Annotated in this window: 15 protein-coding genes; 11 read left to right on the top strand and 4 right to left on the bottom strand. The window is 70.4% G+C overall.

The genetic code is table 11. The annotated features are described in order from the left end of the window. Nucleotides 1-24 precede the first annotated feature (24 nt). The gene (locus tag ACFVT5_RS18715; RefSeq protein ID WP_389888511.1) at nucleotides 25-759 is read left to right on the top strand and encodes a 3'-5' exonuclease; all 735 of its coding nucleotides are present in this window, start codon (nucleotides 25-27) and stop codon (nucleotides 757-759) included. A 16-nt stretch (nucleotides 760-775) separates the two neighbouring features. Here ACFVT5_RS18715 and ACFVT5_RS18710 read toward each other — a convergent pair whose 3' ends face one another. Beyond that, nucleotides 776-1,645, bottom strand: a complete 870-nt coding sequence (locus ACFVT5_RS18710; RefSeq protein WP_389888508.1) for a phosphotransferase enzyme family protein — start codon at nucleotides 1,643-1,645, stop codon at nucleotides 776-778. Nucleotides 1,646-1,832: 187 nt separating this feature from the next. Between ACFVT5_RS18710 and ACFVT5_RS18705 the strand changes: the two genes are divergently transcribed. From ACFVT5_RS18705 to ACFVT5_RS18685, 5 genes are all read left to right on the top strand, one after another. Beyond that, on the top strand, nucleotides 1,833-2,789 hold the full coding sequence (locus ACFVT5_RS18705; RefSeq protein WP_389888505.1) for a carbohydrate ABC transporter permease: 957 nt from the start codon (nucleotides 1,833-1,835) through the stop codon (nucleotides 2,787-2,789). Then, nucleotides 2,786-3,622, top strand: a complete 837-nt coding sequence (locus ACFVT5_RS18700) for a carbohydrate ABC transporter permease (protein ID WP_389888502.1) — start codon at nucleotides 2,786-2,788, stop codon at nucleotides 3,620-3,622. The genes ACFVT5_RS18705 and ACFVT5_RS18700 overlap by 4 nt, the downstream gene beginning before the upstream one ends. Further along, entirely contained in the window at nucleotides 3,622-4,953 is a 1,332-nt protein-coding gene (locus tag ACFVT5_RS18695; protein ID WP_389888499.1) for an ABC transporter substrate-binding protein, read from the top strand. The genes ACFVT5_RS18700 and ACFVT5_RS18695 overlap by 1 nt, the downstream gene beginning before the upstream one ends. Before the next feature lie 58 nt (nucleotides 4,954-5,011). Continuing rightward, nucleotides 5,012-6,268 carry a macrolide-inactivating glycosyltransferase gene (mgt, locus tag ACFVT5_RS18690; protein WP_389888496.1) on the top strand — a complete coding sequence of 419 codons (1,257 nt, stop codon included), beginning with the start codon at nucleotides 5,012-5,014 and terminating at the stop codon, nucleotides 6,266-6,268. A 268-nt stretch (nucleotides 6,269-6,536) separates the two neighbouring features. Continuing rightward, a complete protein-coding gene (locus ACFVT5_RS18685; protein ID WP_389888493.1) occupies nucleotides 6,537-7,604 on the top strand; it encodes a CDP-alcohol phosphatidyltransferase family protein in 1,068 nt (355 codons plus the stop codon). Nucleotides 7,605-7,672: 68 nt separating this feature from the next. Here the strand turns inward: ACFVT5_RS18685 and ACFVT5_RS18680 are convergent, their stop codons facing one another. Then, entirely contained in the window at nucleotides 7,673-9,937 is a 2,265-nt protein-coding gene (locus ACFVT5_RS18680) for an MMPL family transporter (protein ID WP_389888490.1), read from the bottom strand. Nucleotides 9,938-10,208: 271 nt separating this feature from the next. On the opposite strand from ACFVT5_RS18680, the gene ACFVT5_RS18675 reads away from it, so the two are divergent. Then, nucleotides 10,209-10,796, top strand: coding sequence for a DUF1697 domain-containing protein (locus ACFVT5_RS18675; protein WP_389888487.1), 588 nt, complete (start codon nucleotides 10,209-10,211; stop codon nucleotides 10,794-10,796). Beyond that, entirely contained in the window at nucleotides 10,789-11,166 is a 378-nt protein-coding gene (locus ACFVT5_RS18670; RefSeq protein WP_389888484.1) for a DUF4440 domain-containing protein, read from the top strand. The genes ACFVT5_RS18675 and ACFVT5_RS18670 overlap by 8 nt, the downstream gene beginning before the upstream one ends. Nucleotides 11,167-11,192: 26 nt before the next feature. Here the strand turns inward: ACFVT5_RS18670 and ACFVT5_RS18665 are convergent, their stop codons facing one another. Next, nucleotides 11,193-12,089, bottom strand: coding sequence for a transglutaminase-like domain-containing protein (locus tag ACFVT5_RS18665; protein ID WP_389888481.1), 897 nt, complete (start codon nucleotides 12,087-12,089; stop codon nucleotides 11,193-11,195). Between the two features lie 100 nt (nucleotides 12,090-12,189). Next, complete coding sequence (locus ACFVT5_RS18660) at nucleotides 12,190-13,035, bottom strand: aldo/keto reductase (RefSeq protein ID WP_389888478.1); 846 nt, start codon at nucleotides 13,033-13,035, stop codon at nucleotides 12,190-12,192. Between the two features lie 45 nt (nucleotides 13,036-13,080). Here ACFVT5_RS18660 and ACFVT5_RS18655 point away from each other — a divergent pair, with 45 nt between their 5' ends. The 3 genes from ACFVT5_RS18655 to ACFVT5_RS18645 all read left to right on the top strand — a co-directional run bounded on the left by ACFVT5_RS18655 (nucleotide 13,081) and on the right by ACFVT5_RS18645 (nucleotide 15,489). Then, the gene (locus tag ACFVT5_RS18655; RefSeq protein WP_389888474.1) at nucleotides 13,081-14,085 is read left to right on the top strand and encodes a ketopantoate reductase family protein; all 1,005 of its coding nucleotides are present in this window, start codon (nucleotides 13,081-13,083) and stop codon (nucleotides 14,083-14,085) included. A 67-nt stretch (nucleotides 14,086-14,152) separates the two neighbouring features. Then, the gene (locus ACFVT5_RS18650; RefSeq protein WP_389888471.1) at nucleotides 14,153-14,749 is read left to right on the top strand and encodes a TIGR03086 family metal-binding protein; all 597 of its coding nucleotides are present in this window, start codon (nucleotides 14,153-14,155) and stop codon (nucleotides 14,747-14,749) included. A 74-nt stretch (nucleotides 14,750-14,823) separates the two neighbouring features. Then, complete coding sequence (locus ACFVT5_RS18645; RefSeq protein ID WP_389888468.1) at nucleotides 14,824-15,489, top strand: DsbA family protein; 666 nt, start codon at nucleotides 14,824-14,826, stop codon at nucleotides 15,487-15,489. The last annotated feature ends 89 nt before the right edge of the window (nucleotides 15,490-15,578 follow it).

The following is a 15,578-nucleotide window of genomic DNA, read 5'->3' as shown; positions in this document are numbered from 1 at the left end:
ACGCACCACGAAGGAGGGCGCCGCATGGGGTGGCACCAGGAGCTGCTGATCGGCTTCGACCTGGAGACGACCGGGACGGATCCGCGCGAGGCGCGCATCGTCACGGGAGCCGTGATCGAGGTGAGGGCGGGTCAGCAACTGGGGCGGCGGGAGTGGCTGGCCGATCCGGGGGTTCCGATTCCGGCGGACGCGGTCGCGGTGCACGGCATATCGAACGAGAAGGCGGCGACCGAGGGCAGACCGGCCGACCAGGTGGCCGACGCCATCGCGGACGTCCTCGTGACCTACTGGAAGACGGGCGTGCCGGTCGTCGCGTACAACGCCGCCTTCGATCTGACACTGCTCTCGGCCGAGCTGGTGCGGCACGGACTGCCGTCCCTGCGTGACCGGTTGGGCGGCCGGGACCCCGCCCCGGTCATCGACCCGTACACCATCGACCGGACCGTCGAGCGGTACCGCAGGGGAAAACGGAATCTGGAGGCGGTCTGCGGGGAGTACGGTGTGGTGCTGGAGACCGCGCATGACGCGTCGGCCGACGCCCTGGCTGCGGCCCGCCTCGCCTGCGCGATAGCGGTCCGCCACGCCAAGGTCGCCGACATAGGCCCGGCCGAACTGCACCGCCGCCAGATCGAGTGGTACGCGGAATGGGCCACCGACTTCCAGAGCTTCCTGCGCCGCCAGGGCAACGAAACGGCGGTGGTGGACGCGTCATGGCCGCTCCGGGATCCCGTGCCGGGGGCCGACCGGGTAAGCGGCTGACCGGGGTTTCCCCGCGTCAGAACGGGTACCAGCGGGTGGTCTCGTCCGCTGTCCGCAAGGACAGGACGCGGCGCCGGAATTCCGCCAGGGCCTTCGGGTTGCTCGGGGCGTGCTGGGCGACCCAGGCGCAGCTCGCCGTCTCGCGGGCACCGCGGAGCACCGCGCACCCCTCCCACGCGCGGACATCCCAGCCATAGGCGTCCGTGAACGCGTCGTACGCCTCGTCGGGCAGTCCGTACCGGTCGTGGGAGAGGGCCATGACCACCAGGTCGTGTTCCCGGAAGTCCCCGGAGAAGGTCTCCAGGTCGACGAGGACCGGACCGTCCGGGCCGACGTGCACATTGCGGGGCAGCGCGTCCCCGTGGATCGGACCCGGCGGCAGATGAGGCGTCAGCGCCGCGGCGGCTGCCGCGAATCCGTCCCGGCGCTCCCTCAGGAACGCCGCGTCGGCCGGGTCGACGGCGTCCCCCGCGAGCCGTAGCCAGCGTTCGACACCGCCGAGGAGTTCACGGCGGGGCAGTTCGACCTCCGGCGACGGCAGGGCATGCACCAGGCGCAACAGCCGGGCCAGATCGCGGGGTTCGGCTGGCCGCACGGCGTCCGGCATCCGCTGCCACACCGTCACCGGATGGCCGTCCACCAGCAGCGCGTCCGGCTCGGCCGCCCGTACCGCGGGGACGCCCGAAGCGGCCAGCCACAGCGCGACACCCACCTCGCGGCGCGCCCGGTCGAGGAGGTCCGCGCCCCGGCCGACCTTGACGACCCGGTCGCCGACCGCGAACACGGCGTTCTCACCCAGCGCCAGCAACTCCGCGCCGGACGCCCCGGCGGGCAGGACGTCCCGCGCCACGCCGGCCAGCACCTCCCGTGCCCGCACCTCGTCCATGCCGTGCCACCCCGCCTTTTCCACTCCCGTACCCGTACCCGTTCGTCGGTCAGTGTCGCATTCGTACTGGTCGGGCCCGTCACAAGGGCGTGCGCGGTGCCTTGACGGCGGGAAGGTCCGTCAGCACGATGACGGAGGTCGCCGGGGCGGCAGGCCCTGGATCTGCCACCCAGAAGGAGCCGATGCAGTGACCTGGGCGACCGCGACGACGCGGCCGAGGAAGTTACCGACCACACCGGGAACCGCACCCGGCGCCGGGCCCGGCCGGGACCGGAAGCTCGTGGACCACGGCGCCTGGTTCCTGGTGCTGCCCGCGCTGATCCCGATCCTCGTCCTGAGCGTCGGACCCCTGCTGTACGGCATCGCGCTGGCGTTCACCGACGCGCAGTCGGGCCGGACACAGCCCACGCGGTGGATCGGGCTGCTGAACTTCCGGGACCTGCTGCACGACACCCTGTTCTGGGACTCGTTCCGGATCGGGCTGCTGTGGGCGGTGGGGGTCACGGTGCCGCAGTTCCTGCTGGCACTCGGACTGGCGCTGCTGCTCAACCAGAACCTCCGGTTCCGCTGGCTGGCGCGGGCTTTGGCGATCGTGCCGTGGGCGATGCCCGAGGTCGTCGTCGGCATCATGTGGCGCCTCGTCTACAACCCGGACGCGGGCGTACTCAACGAAACCCTCCGCAACCTCGGCCTCGGGGACGGCCGCGACTGGCTGACCGGCCTCGGTACCGCACTGCCCGCCGTGATAGTCGTCGGGATCTGGGCGGGCATGCCGCAGACCACGGTCGCGCTGCTCGCCGGGCTCCAGAACACCCCGCGTGAACTGCACGAGGCGGCGGCGATGGACGGCGCGGGCGCCTGGCGGCGGTTCCGGACGGTCACCTGGCCCGCGATACGGCCCGTGGCCCTGGCCATCTCGGCGCTCAACCTGATCTGGAACTTCAACGCCTTCGCCCTGGTCTACGTCCTCACCAACGGCGGGCCCGGCGGCCGGACCCGACTGCCGATGCTGTTCGCGTACGAAGAGGCGTTCCGTTACGGCCAGTTCGGCTACGCGGCGGCGATGGGGTGCGTGATGGTCGCCGTGATCTCGGTGTTCCTGGCCTGCTTCCTGGTCGGGCGACTCAGGGGAGGCGACGCATGACCACACCGCGACCCGTGGCCCGCACCGGGCAGTACCTCGCGCTGCTCGCGTATCTCGTCTTCCTCGCCTTCCCGTTCCTGTGGCTGATCTCGACGGCCTTCAAACCGCCGCGTGAGCTGGGCAGTTTGCATCCGACATGGATCCCGAGGGACCCGACGTTCGCCAACTTCCGGCAGGCGTTCAACGAGCAGCCGCTGCTGCACGCCGCGCTGAACTCCCTGCTCGCGGCCCTCGGCGCGGCCGTCGTCGCCGTGGTGATCGCCACCCCGATGGCGTATGTGATGGCCCGCCGCAGGACCCTGTTCGCACGGGCGGCCACCGGCTGGGTCGTGGTCAGCCAGGCGTTCCCCTTCGTCCTGATCATCATCCCGCTGTTCCTCGTCCTGAAGAACCTCCGGCTGATCAACTCCGTACCCGGACTGATCATGGTGTACGTGGTCTGGGCGCTGCCCTTCGCGCTGTGGATGCTCGTGGGCTACGTACGCGCGGTGCCGGTCGAGTTGGAGGAGGCGGCGGCGGTCGACGGGGCCGGGCGGCTGCGGACGCTGCTGTCGATCACCGCGCCGCTGCTCGCGCCGGGCATCGTGGCCACCGCGCTGTTCGCGTTCATCACCGCGTGGAACGAGTTCTTCTTCGCGCTCGTCCTGCTCAAGACCTCGGAGAAACAGACCTTGCCGGTCGTCCTCACGCACTTCATCGGCGCGGAGGGGGCCGCCGACCTGGGGCCGCTCGCCGCCGCCGCGTTCCTCGCCACGATCCCGTCCCTGGTGATCTTCGCGATCATCCAGCGCCGGATCACGGGCGGGATGCTCACCGGGGCGGTGAAGGGCTGATGCGGCCCCGGATCACCCGGCCTCGTATCACCCGGCCCCGGATCGGGTACGTGTTCGCCGCCCTCCTCGCCCTGGTTCTCCCGCTCGCCCTCACCGGCTGCTCCGGCGGCGGTGGCGAGGGGGACGACGGTGGCCGGATCACGCTCGACTTCCAGTCACTGGCCTGGCAGAAGGAGTCCGTCGACGCCAACAAGCAGCTGGTGAAGGAGTGGAACGCGGCGCACCCGGACATCCAGGTCCGCTATGTGCAGGGCAGTTGGGACAGCGTCCACGACCAGCTGCTGACCTCGTTCGAAGGCGGCGAGGCGCCCGACATCATCCACGACGCGTCGGACGACCTCGCCGACTTCGCGTACGGGGGATACCTCGCCGATCTGCGCGATCTGCTGCCCCGGCGGCTCAAGGACGACATCCCGCAGCGCAGTTGGGACACCGTGACCTTCGGCGACGGCATCTACGGCGTGCCGTTCCTCCAGGAACCGCGCGTCCTGATCGCCAACGCCACCTGGCTGAAGGAGTCCGGCGTACGGATCCCGACACCGGACGCGCCCTGGTCCTGGGACGAGTTTCGCGATGTCACGAAGGAACTGAGCGGCAAGGGCCGGTACGGGATCGCCTGGCCGCTGAAGGAGCCCGTGTCCGCGACGCTGAATCTGTCGCTGTCCACCGGCGGCCGGATGTTCGTGCGGGGCCCCGACGACAAGGTGACGGTCCGGTTCGACGCGGCCGACGCGGTGATGCCCCGTACCGTCCACGAGCAGGTCGGCGTGGACGGCAGCGCGTCCGGGGCGACGCTCGGGATGGGCGGATCGGACACCTTGCCCGGGTTCTTCGGCGGCAAGTACGCGATGGTCCCGCTCGGGTTCTCCTACCGGCAGCAGATCGTCCAGCAGGCACCCAAGGGTTTCGACTGGCAGGTGCTGCCCGCACCCGCCGGGGCGGACGGGCTCGCCCAGGGCGTCAGCCCGCAGACGCTGTCCATCGCCGAGGACAGCCCGCACAAGAAGGAGGCCGCCGCGTTCGTCGACTTCCTGCTGCGCCCGGCGAACATGGTGCGGCTCGCGCTCGGCGACTGGATGCTGCCGACCGGCACCGAGGCGCTGAAGGACGCGGCCCTGCACACGGACCGCGACGACTGGGCCACCGGGACCGCGCTCGCCGATGGGCTGCGTCCGGCGCCCGCGCAGTCCGTACGGGGCTATCCCGAGTGGAAGGACAAGGTCGCGACCCCGGCGTTCCAGGAGTACTACAGCGGGGCCATCGGCCTGGAAGAGCTACGGAAACGGCTGGTCAAGGACGGGAACCTGGTGCTGGCGCGCTATCAGCGGTGAGGTGGCAGGCCGAGATATTCGGTTGTACGAGACGTCTCGTCTTGCGTAGTGTCGCGCCATGACCACCTCCCGCACCCCAGGCATCCCCGGCAGTTCCGGCGCGTCCCGCCCCGCCCACATCGCCATGTTCTCCATCGCCGCGCACGGCCATGTGAACCCGAGCCTCGACGTGATCAGGGAACTGGTCGCCCGGGGACACCGGGTCACCTACGCGATCCCGCCCGCCTTCGCCGAGAAGGTCGCGGAGACCGGCGCGGAACCGAAGCTGTGGAACTCGGTCCTGCCCACCGCCGACGCACCGGAGGCATGGGGCACCGAACTGATCGACCACATCGAGCCCTTCCTGACCGACGCCCTCCAGGCCCTCCCGCAACTCGCCGAGGTGTACGCGGGGGACGAACCGGACCTCGTCCTCTACGACATCACGTCGTACCCGGCACGCGTCCTCGCCCACCGCTGGGGCGTCCCCATCGTGCAGCTCTCACCGAACCTGGTGGCCTGGGAGGGGTACGAGGAGGAGGTCGGCAGGCCGATGTTCGAGCCGCTGAAGCAGACCCCGCGCGGCAAGGCGTTCTACGAGACCTTCGGCGACTGGCTCACGGACAACGGCATCGGGATCGGTGTCGAGGACTTCATGGGCCGTCCCGACCGCTGTCTCGTTCTGATCCCGAAGGCGCTCCAGCCGCACGCCGACCGCGTCGACACCGACCGCTACACCTTCGTCGGCGCCTGCCAGGGCGACCGCGCGGCGCAGGGCACCTGGCGGCGTCCTGCCGGCGCCGAGGACCGGAAGGTGCTGTTGATCTCACTCGGCTCGACCTTCACCAAGCAGCCCGGGTTCTACCGCGAGTGCGTCCGGGCGTTCGGTGATCTGCCCGGGTGGCAGGTGGTGCTCCAGATCGGCAAGCATGTCGACCCGGCCGAACTGGGAGAGATTCCCGGCAATGTCGAGGTGCGTGACTGGGTGCCGCAACTCGCGATTCTGCGGGAAGCTGATGCATTCATCACGCACGCGGGTGCCGGTGGCAGTCAGGAGGGGCTCGCCACGGCGACCCCGATGGTCGCCGTTCCGCAGGCCGCCGACCAGTTCGGCAACGCGGACATGCTCCAGGCACTCGGCGTCGCCCGGCATGTGCCGGCCGAGGAGGCCACCGCCGAGACGCTGCGCGCCGCCGTACTCGACCTGGTGGCAGATCCGAAGGTGGCTCGCCAACTCGCCGCGATTCAGCGGGGAATGGCGGCCGAGGGCGGCACGCCACGCGCCGCCGACCTGATCGAGGCGGAACTCGCGGCGACCGGACGCGAGGCGACGTGAGGCGGGGCGATGCGAGGCGACGTGCGGCGGCGCGAGAGGTGCGTGTGGTAACCAACTAAGACAGGTGACCGAGTCAAAAGGTTGCCCCGGGTCGTCGTTCATTTCATAACGCTCACATAACGCCGGTGCGGCCTGAAATGGCCATTGACTTGGTTGTTCTGTGGGACCCGTACCCCTCGGCAAAGGTTGTGCCGTCCGCTTCTTGAATTTGGTGTGAATTCATTCCTAGCGTGAGGTGAACTCAGATCTAACGCCAGGAAGTTGACTCATGCCCCGAGACATTCCGCCCCTTCACGAGGTGCGCCGCATCACCCAGAAGAAGCGCGACGCGTGGTGGACGGTGTTGCTCGTCGACCCCGTGGCCACTCCTCTGGTGCGGCTGACCGCCAAGTGGACGCGGATCACCCCTAACCAGATCACCTGGGGGGCCCTGCTCCTCGGCCTCGTCTCGGCGGCCTGCTTCGCGATGGGGGACTGGCGCTGGCTGATCGCCGGCGCCGTCCTCTATCACGCCAGCTTCATCCTCGACTGCATGGACGGCAAGGTCGCCCGGCTGACCGGCAGGGGCTCGGTCTTCGGTGCCTGGCTCGACTACATCTTCGACCGGATACGGGTCATGGCCTGCGCCATCGCCCTGATGTGGGGCCAGTACGACCGTACCGGCGACACCCGGTACATCTGGCTCGCGGCGGGCGTCGTCTTCCTCGACGGGCTGCGGTACCTGAACGCGCTGGAGATCTTCAAGACCCGGCACAACATGCGCAAGCAGATCAAGGCCCGTATGCGGCTCGCGCGGCAGGCCGAGGACGAGGCGAGTGTCGCGTTCATGGAGGACCTGCTCCGGGACAACCCCGAGGCGGACATCGAACACGACCTCCAGACGGCACGGACCGCCGAAGCGGAGGCCGACGCGGCTGCGGAGTTCCCGGCGAGGACGGCGACCACGGCGACGGCGGTCACGGGCACGGCGCGCACGGGCACGGCGGCCACTGTGGAGTCGGGCGAGTCGGCGGAGTCGGAAGGCGAGGCCACGCCCAAGCAGGTCATCGACCTTCAGCAGGAGTTCCGCCACCGCTTCCCCGCCTATCTGCGGTTCCGGTCCTTCCTGCTGCGCCACCGCATCCGGACCCACCTCATCAGCGGTATCGAGTTCCAGATGGGCGTCTTCATCGTGGGCCCGCTCTTCGACGCCGTGATCCCCGTGACGATCGTCTCCGGCGGGCTGCTGCTGGTCTTCGAACTCGCCATCGTCTACAAGCTCCTGCTGTCCACCCGGGACTTCGCCCGCACCCTGGACTCCTTCGAGGAGCAGAAGCTGCCGGTCACGGCGGCCTGAGCACCCCAGCGGTACGCGAGTACAGCGGTACGGGGACGGACCCGCGAGTCCGTCCCCGTACCGCTGTGTCAGACCCCTACCTTCTCGCCCTCCACCGACGGCGGCCGGGGCGGTGCGACCGGCTCCGGGGACTCGTCGTGCGTCAGGTCGGGCAGCCGGCGGAGCCACTTCGGCAGATACCAGTTGCGCTCGCCGAGCAGGGTCATCACGGCCGGCAGGAGTACCCCGCGGATGATCGTCGCGTCGATCAGGACGGCCGTCGCGAGCCCCACGCCCATCTGCTTCATCGACTGCATCGACAGCGTGCCGAAGATGGCGAACACCGCGACCATGATGACCGCCGCGCTGGTCACCACGCCCGCCGTCGTCACGACCCCGTGCGTGATCGCGTCCTTGGTGTCGCGGCCCCGCATCCGCGCCTCACGGATCCGCGACACCACGAACACGTGGTAGTCCATCGACAGGCCGAAGAGGATCACGAACAGGAACAGCGGCAGCCAGGTGACGATCGCACCCACGCCCTCGGCGCCCACCAGTGAGGCGCCCCAGCCGTGCTGGAAGACCGCGACGAGGATGCCGTACGCCGCGCCCACCGACAGCAGGTTAAGGGCGATCGAGGTGATCGCGATCGTCAGCGAGCGGAAGGACAGCAGCATCAGCAGGAAGGCGAAGACCACGACGAAGGCGAAGACCGGGACCACCGCGCCCACGAGCTTGTCGTTGAAGTCCTTCGACCCGGCGACCTGACCGGTCACCGGCGCCTCGACCCCGTCGACCTTGCCGAGCGTGGCGGGCCGCACCTCGTCGCGGATGAGGTCGAGACTCTTCTCGGCCCGGTCCTGATCGGAACCGCCGACCAGCGGCACGGACACCAGCGCGACGTTCTGCGAGTCGTGCACCTTGATGTCGACCGGCCCCCGCGAGGCACCCGAACTGACCGCCTGCGCACGGAAGTCGGCGAGCGCGGCCTTCACCTCGGGCGCGTTGATGTCCTTCGCCTTGACGACGACCTCGGCGGGCTCGGAGCCGCCAGGGAACGCGTCGTTGAGCCGCTGGTACGTGGCGACGATCGGCAGTGAGTCGCCGAACTCCTGGTCCAGGGTGAGGTTCTGCGTCTTCATGCCGAGCGCGGGTGACGCGACGGCCAGCAGGGCGCCGGTGGCGACGACGAGGGAAATGACGGGCTTGGCCAGGACGACGTCCAGCACCTTCTTCCAGAACCGGCTCTCGCCCGTCGCCCGCCGGCCGCCCGACCGGCGTCCGCCGCGCCGCAGGAACGGCAGGCGGCCCTTCTCGACCCGTCCACCCAGCAGCGACAGCAGCGCGGGCAGCACCGTCACGGAGCCGACCATGGCGACCGCCACGACCATCAGCGAGGCCAGACCCATCGCCTCGAACTCCGCGATCCCGGTGAACAGCATGCCCGCCATCGCCACGCACACCGTGATACCGGAGACGACGATCGCCCGGCCGCTCGTCGCCGCCGCGATCCGCAGCGCGGTCTCGGGGTCGCGGCCCGCCTCGCGCTCCTCGCGTTCGCGCCGCAGATAGAACAGGCAGTAGTCGACGCCGACGGCCAGCCCCACCAGGAGCATCACGGAGTTGGCGGTGTCACTCATCGGCTGGAAGTGGCTGACGACCGCCATCAGACCCATCGTCGCCATGATCGCGGTGACCGCGAGCGCCACCGGAAGCAGCGCGGCGACCAGCGCGCCGAACGCGATCAGCAGAATGCCCAGGGCGACCGGCACGGCCGAGTACTCGGCCTGCTTGAAGTCGTCGCCGAACGCGTCGTCGAACGTCTTGTTCATACTGGCGGCGCCGATCTCCGAGATCCGCAGGTCGCCATGGTCCTTCTGGACGCCCTCGACGGCCTTGAGTACCGGCTCGACCCGCTCGCCCGCGGTCTCCGCGTCCCCGCGGATGTCGAACTGCACCAGCGCGCTGCGGCCGTCCTTGGAGAGGGTGCCCGCGTCGTACGGCGAGGTCACGGCCGTCACCTTGCCGGTGGACTCGACCGCCTTCATCACGTCGGCGACTGCGGCCCTGAAGCCCGCGTCGGTGGCCTTGGTGCCGGGGTCCTTGCCCTGGATCAGTACCGTCTCGCCGGCCGGTTCGTCGATGCCGGCCGCGTCGATGATGTGGGCGGCCTGGCTCGTCTCGCCCGATATCTGGTCGCTGTCCTTGACGTCCACGCGGCCCGCGGCGGAACCGAGACCCATCGCGAGGACGACGAACAGCACCCAGATCCCGACGGCCGCCCATCGGTGCCGGGCGCTCCAGGCACCGGCTCTCGCGGCGATGCCCCGCACGCGTGTGTCTCGGTTTCCCATGACGGGATGCCCCCCTGTGTGCGGCGGGGCGCCCTTCGCCGCCGCCTTCCAGATGAAGTTACGGGTGGCGGGAGGGGTGCCACGTCGTGCTCCCCGGTGAGCTTGGCGGCGTCGGTCTCCTCCCTCGGGACTCGGCATGTCACCTCGGAGAAGGACGACGGTCCCTTACACCTATCGGGGTGACCGCGGGTTCGCCCTCAGGGACCGAAGGTGGCGCGGCGGCGCGTCGCGGCGCCCGTCCGTTGTCGTACCCGCGGCTTATCGTGAGCGCATGACGACGTACGCGGCGCTGTTGCGCGGGATCAATGTCGGCGGCAAGAGAGTCCCGATGGCGGACCTCCGGGCCATCCTTGAGAGCCTCGGGCACGGGGACGTACGCACATATCTCCAGAGCGGCAACGCCGTCTTCACCAGCGATGAGCGGGGCGAGCGGGACGGGCCGGACGAGCGTGCCGAGTCGGACGAGCGGGACGAGCGGCGGATCGCCGACGGCATCGCCGAGGCCCTGGCGAAGCACTTCGGTTTCCCCGTCGACGTCCTGGTGCGCGGGCACGCCTATCTGAAGGCCGTCGCCGACGCCTGCCCCTTCCCCGCGGCCGAGCTGGAAGGCAAGCAACTGCACGTCACCTACCTCTCCGAGCCCGTGGACGCCGACCGGTTCGCCCACCTCGACCAGGACGCGTTTCTCCCCGAAGCCTTCCGCCTCGGCGACCGGGCCCTGTACCTCTACGCCCCCGACGGCCTCGGCCGGTCCAAGCTCGCCGAAGCCCTCGCGAAGCCCCGCCTGTACCGGGGGATTGTCGCCACCAGCCGGAACTGGAACACCGTCGCCAAACTCGTGGAGATGACCCGTGCCTGACCCGAGGACCGCCGTCGAGGCCGCCATCGAGGGGGAGTTGCGCCTTCTCGACCCGGAGGTGCGCCGCTCCCCGGAGCAGGTCGGCGCGCTCCTGCACCCGGACTTCGCCGAGATCGGCGTCTCCGGGCGGCTCTGGGACCGGCCGTCGATCATCATCGCCCTGGCCGAGCAGACCCGCCCCGGAACCCGGCCCGTCACCACCTCCCGGATAAAGGGCGTCCAGCTCACCCCCGACTGTGTGCACCTCACCTTCGACACCGACTACAACGGCCGCCTGGCCCACCGCAGTTCGCTGTGGCACCGCACCGAGGAGGGCTGGCGGCTCTATTTCCATCAGGGCACTCCGTTCACTCCGGAACAGGAGGACTGATCACCCCGGGAGAGGACGGCCGAGGCTCACTCCCCGATGGGCAGCGGACTGGGCAGCGTGACCTTCCGTACCCCGCCATGGGTGGTGTACGAGATGATCTCGCGCGGTACCGCCAGGCGCGGGTCGGTGGTGAACCGGGCCAGTTCCTCGGGCCGTTCGTGGGCCGCCGCGAGGGCGTCGAGCAGGTCCAGCTCGTCCGCCGGGGCCTCCGCCGCCGCCTCCGGCTCCGAGATACCCCAGCAGTCCCACGGCAGCACCTCCACACCGTGCAGCGCGGCAAGGTCACGCAGCATGTTGCCGCGCACCATCCACAGCCCGAACAGCCCGTCGATGTGACTCACACCGAAGGTCGCCGGGTCCGCGCCACCGGACCGGCACGCCCGCCAGGCCGCGTCCGCGACAAGGAACTGATCGCGGGGTACGTCCATGGGGTCGAACGGCACATCGTGGCCACCGTCGACGAGCTGCGCGTCGACCAGCCGCCACCCGCCGTCCGGCAGGCGGTACTCGGTGACCCAGTGGTCGTCGTGGAAGCCGTCGCCGAAGTACCGGGCGTAGCCGCAGCGGACCCGGGCCGGGGTGCCGGTCGCGCGTAGCAGTGCGCAGTGCAGTACCGAGAAGTCGCGGCAGGTCCCGACGACCCGGTCCTCGGGTGGGCGGCTCTCGGTGAGCGGTGCGGTGGAGCGTGCGCCGAGAATTCGCAGCATCTCCGTGACGTACCGCGACTCGGGTTCCTCGCGGAGGCGCTCCATCGGGATGGTGTGGCCGAAGCGGTCGCCCTCCAGGGTGTGCAGGATCAGTCCGCGTACGACCTGGGCGAGTCCGGCGGGGTCACGGGGGAACGTCGCGAGATCGAGTCCGCCGAGGTCGGTGTAGGGGCTCTGTTCGAGATACCGGGCATCCGGTTCGGTGCGGTAGGTCATGCCGGAAACCTCGGCCTTGCCCCAGGGGCAGGGTCAAGAAGTCGGGGTCACGCAGTCAGGGTCAAGCGGCGTGGTGCACGCCAGGGTCGGACAGAAGGGCTCAGGCCAGGGCGTCCAGCCGTGCCAGGTCCGTCGGGGACAGCCGCAGCCGGGCCGCCGCCAGATTCTCCGTCAGATGCGCCACCGCACTCGTGCCGGGCGTCGGGCACAGGACCGGTGAGTGGTGCAACAGCCAGGCGAGGGCGACCTGGGCCGGGCTCGCGCCCCGCGCGCGGGCGATGTCCGTGCACACCGGGTCCTCGGCCAGCGAGCCGTTGCCCAGCGGGAACCATGGCAGGAACGCGATACCGCGCGTCTCGCACAGCTTCAACAGCGGCTCCGACGCCCGGTCCAGGACGTTGTAGCGGTTCTGTACGGACACGATGTCCACGATGCCGAGGTCCAGGGCGGCTTCGAGCTGTGCGGGCGTCACCGAGTCGAGGCCGACATGGCGGACCTTGCCCGCCCGCCGCAACTCCGCGAGCGTCCCGAGCTGATCGGCGAGCGGTACCCCGGGGTCGAGGCGGTGCAACTGGTACAGGTCGATCGTGTCGACCCGCAGCCGGCGCAGACTCGCCTCGCACATGGCCCGCAGCCGCTCCGGACGCCCGTCGACATGCCACACGTCGGGCCCGGTGCGGACCACACCGCCCTTCGTCGCGACGGTCAGCTCCGACGCGTACGGATACAGGGCCTCGGCGATCAGTTCCTCGGCGACCGACGGGCCGTAGTTGTCGGCCGTGTCGATCAGCGTGACACCCCCGTCGACGGCGGCGCGCAGCACGGCCACGGCGTCCTCGGCACTCCCGCGCGGGCCCCAACAGCCGGGGCCGGTCAGGTGGACCGTGCCGTAGCCGAGCCGCCGTACGGACACCTCACCGGCGATCGCAAAAGTTTCCGAAACCATTCCATGGACCCTACACACGCCTGTGCGAGCTGCCAGGCTCGACCTATGCGCTACATCATCATCGGAGCAGGGGCGGTCGGCGGCACCATCGGGGGACGCCTGGCGGCGGCGGGGCACGAGGTCGTGCTGGTCGCGCGCGGGGCGCACTACGCGGCGTTGCGCGACGGCGGGCTGCGGCTGAGAACGCCCGACGGCGACCGTACGCACCGGTTGCCCACCGTGGACGGGCCCGGGGCCCTCGGCACGCTGCGCGCGGACGACGTGCTCGTACTCGCCGTGAAGACCCAGGACGGCGTCGCCGCGCTCGACGCCTGGTGCCACCGGCCGGTCGCGGGCGGCGGCACGGCGGCCGAGCGGCTGCCGCTGGTCTGCGCGCAGAACGGCGTCGCCGGGGAACGCATGGCCCTGCGCCGCTTCCAGCACGTGTACGGCATGTGCGTCTGGCTGCCCGCGACCTATGTCGAACCGGGCGCCGTGTCGGCTGCGGGCGCCCCGCTCACCGGCATCCTGCACATCGGCCGGTACCCGTCCGGCACCGACGACACCGCCCGCCGTATCGCGGGGGATCTGGAGAAGTGCCCGTTCGAGGCACCCGTCGTGCCCGATGTGATGCGCTGGAAGTACGCCAAACTCCTCGGCAATCTCGCCAACTCCGTAGAAGCCGTCACCGGAGTCCTCGGCGACGACGACGGAATCGCCCTGTACCGGCGGGCCCGCGCGGAGGGCGAGGCCGTGCTCGCCGCCGCCGGGATCGAGGCCACGAGCGAGGACGAGCAGCAGCGGGTCAGGGCGGACAAGATCCGCTTCGAACCCTTCGACGGCTCCGAACGCGGCGGCGGCTCCTCCTGGCAATCCCTGAGCCGGGGCACCGGCACCATCGAGGCCGACTACCTCAACGGCGAGATCGTCCTCCTCGGCCGGCTGCACGGCATACCGACCCCGGTGAACGAGGTGCTGCGCCGCGTCGCCAACTCCTTCGCGCGGGAACGCCGGGCGGCCGGCTCGATGACGGTGGCCGAGCTGACGGCACAGGTGGACGCGGCACGCTGAGCCCGCGTCGCCACCCTGTCGCCTTTCTTCAAGCCCCGGCACCCCCGCCCCGCCTACCGTCACGGGTATGGAGAACGAGCACGCCAGTACGAACGCGTACACCTGCATGAAGGAATGCGCCGCCGAGGCCGCCCGGGTCGCCCGCGGGGTCGACGCCGACCGGCTGCCGGAGCCGTCGCGCTGCGCCGACTGGGATGTTCGGACCCTCGTCAACCACTGGGTCCTCTACTCGTCGCACGGCCTGGAGCATCGCGCGCTGCGTACGCCGCTCCCCGACGAGTTGACGGCGCGTGACTTCACCGCCGACGCGGACTGGGCCGAGCGGTACGCCGATCAGCTGGAGCGGGCCGTCGCCGCCTGGTCCGACCCGGCCGTGTGGGAGGGCGACATCGACCTCGGGCACGCGACGTTGCCGGCCGTCGAGGTCGCCGCGCTGGTCACCAAGGAGCTGGCCCTGCACGGCTGGGACGTGGCCCGATCGACCGGACAGGACTTCCATGTCTCCGATGCGTCGGCCCTGCTGATCCTCGCCACGGTCGACGCCAACGCCGAGCTGTACCGCCGGTACGAGGGTTTCGCCGCACCGGTGCCCCTGCCGGACGAGGCGTCCGCACCGCCGTTCACCCGTGCCCTGTCCCACAGCGGACGCGACCCGCACGCCTGAGCCGTGAATGGCCCATGCGGAGCACCCTTGATTGGACCAGAGGACCGCGCCACTCCCTCACTAGCGTGAAGGTCATGACGACCGACGCCATCGACGTGACCGCCCCATCACTACCGGGCCCCGGACCGACCCGAACCCGGACCCGGGTCGACTTCTTCTTCGACCCCGCCTGCCCCTTCGCCTGGATCACCTCACGCTGGCTCCTGGAGGTCGAGCGGCACCGCCCGCTCGACGTCCGCTTCCACGTCATGAGCCTCTATCTGCACAACATCGGCAATGAACTCCCGGACTGGTACCGCGACTTGGTCGACCGTTCACTCGGTCCCGTGCGGGTCGCGGTGGCGGCGGCCCAAGATCACGGAGAGGAGGTGCTGCGGGACCTCTACACCGCCTTCGGCACCCGGATCCACGGTGCGGGAGAGAAGGACTTCGACCAGGTGATCGCCGCGTCCCTCGCCGAACTCGGCCTCCCCGCCGCCCTCGCGGACGCCGCGCACGACCCCGCGTACGACGACGCCCTGCGCCGCAGCCATGACCCCGGCCGGGAACCGGAATCCGGTGGATACGTGGGGACGCCCACCCTGCACATCGAGGGAACCGTGTGGTTCGGTCCCGTGCTGCGGGCGATTCCGCTAGGTGAGGAGGCGGCGCGGCTCTTCGACAGCTTCCGGGTGCTCGCCGGGAACCCGGACTTCTTCGAGCTGAAGCGGACGCGCACCGGCGGCCTCGATCTCAGCTGAGCCCCCGGCCGGGTCCCCGGACTGCCCACAACAGCCCAGGGCCGCCCGGGTTATGCTCCAGCGCCGCAGGCGGTGCTGGGGAGCACCGG

Source organism: Streptomyces sp. NPDC058001 (genome assembly GCF_042886315.1).
Lineage (GTDB): Bacteria > Actinomycetota > Actinomycetes > Streptomycetales > Streptomycetaceae > Streptomyces.
The sequence above is the reverse complement of the archived record's forward strand: the minus strand, read 5'-3'. Positions and strand labels throughout refer to the sequence as shown.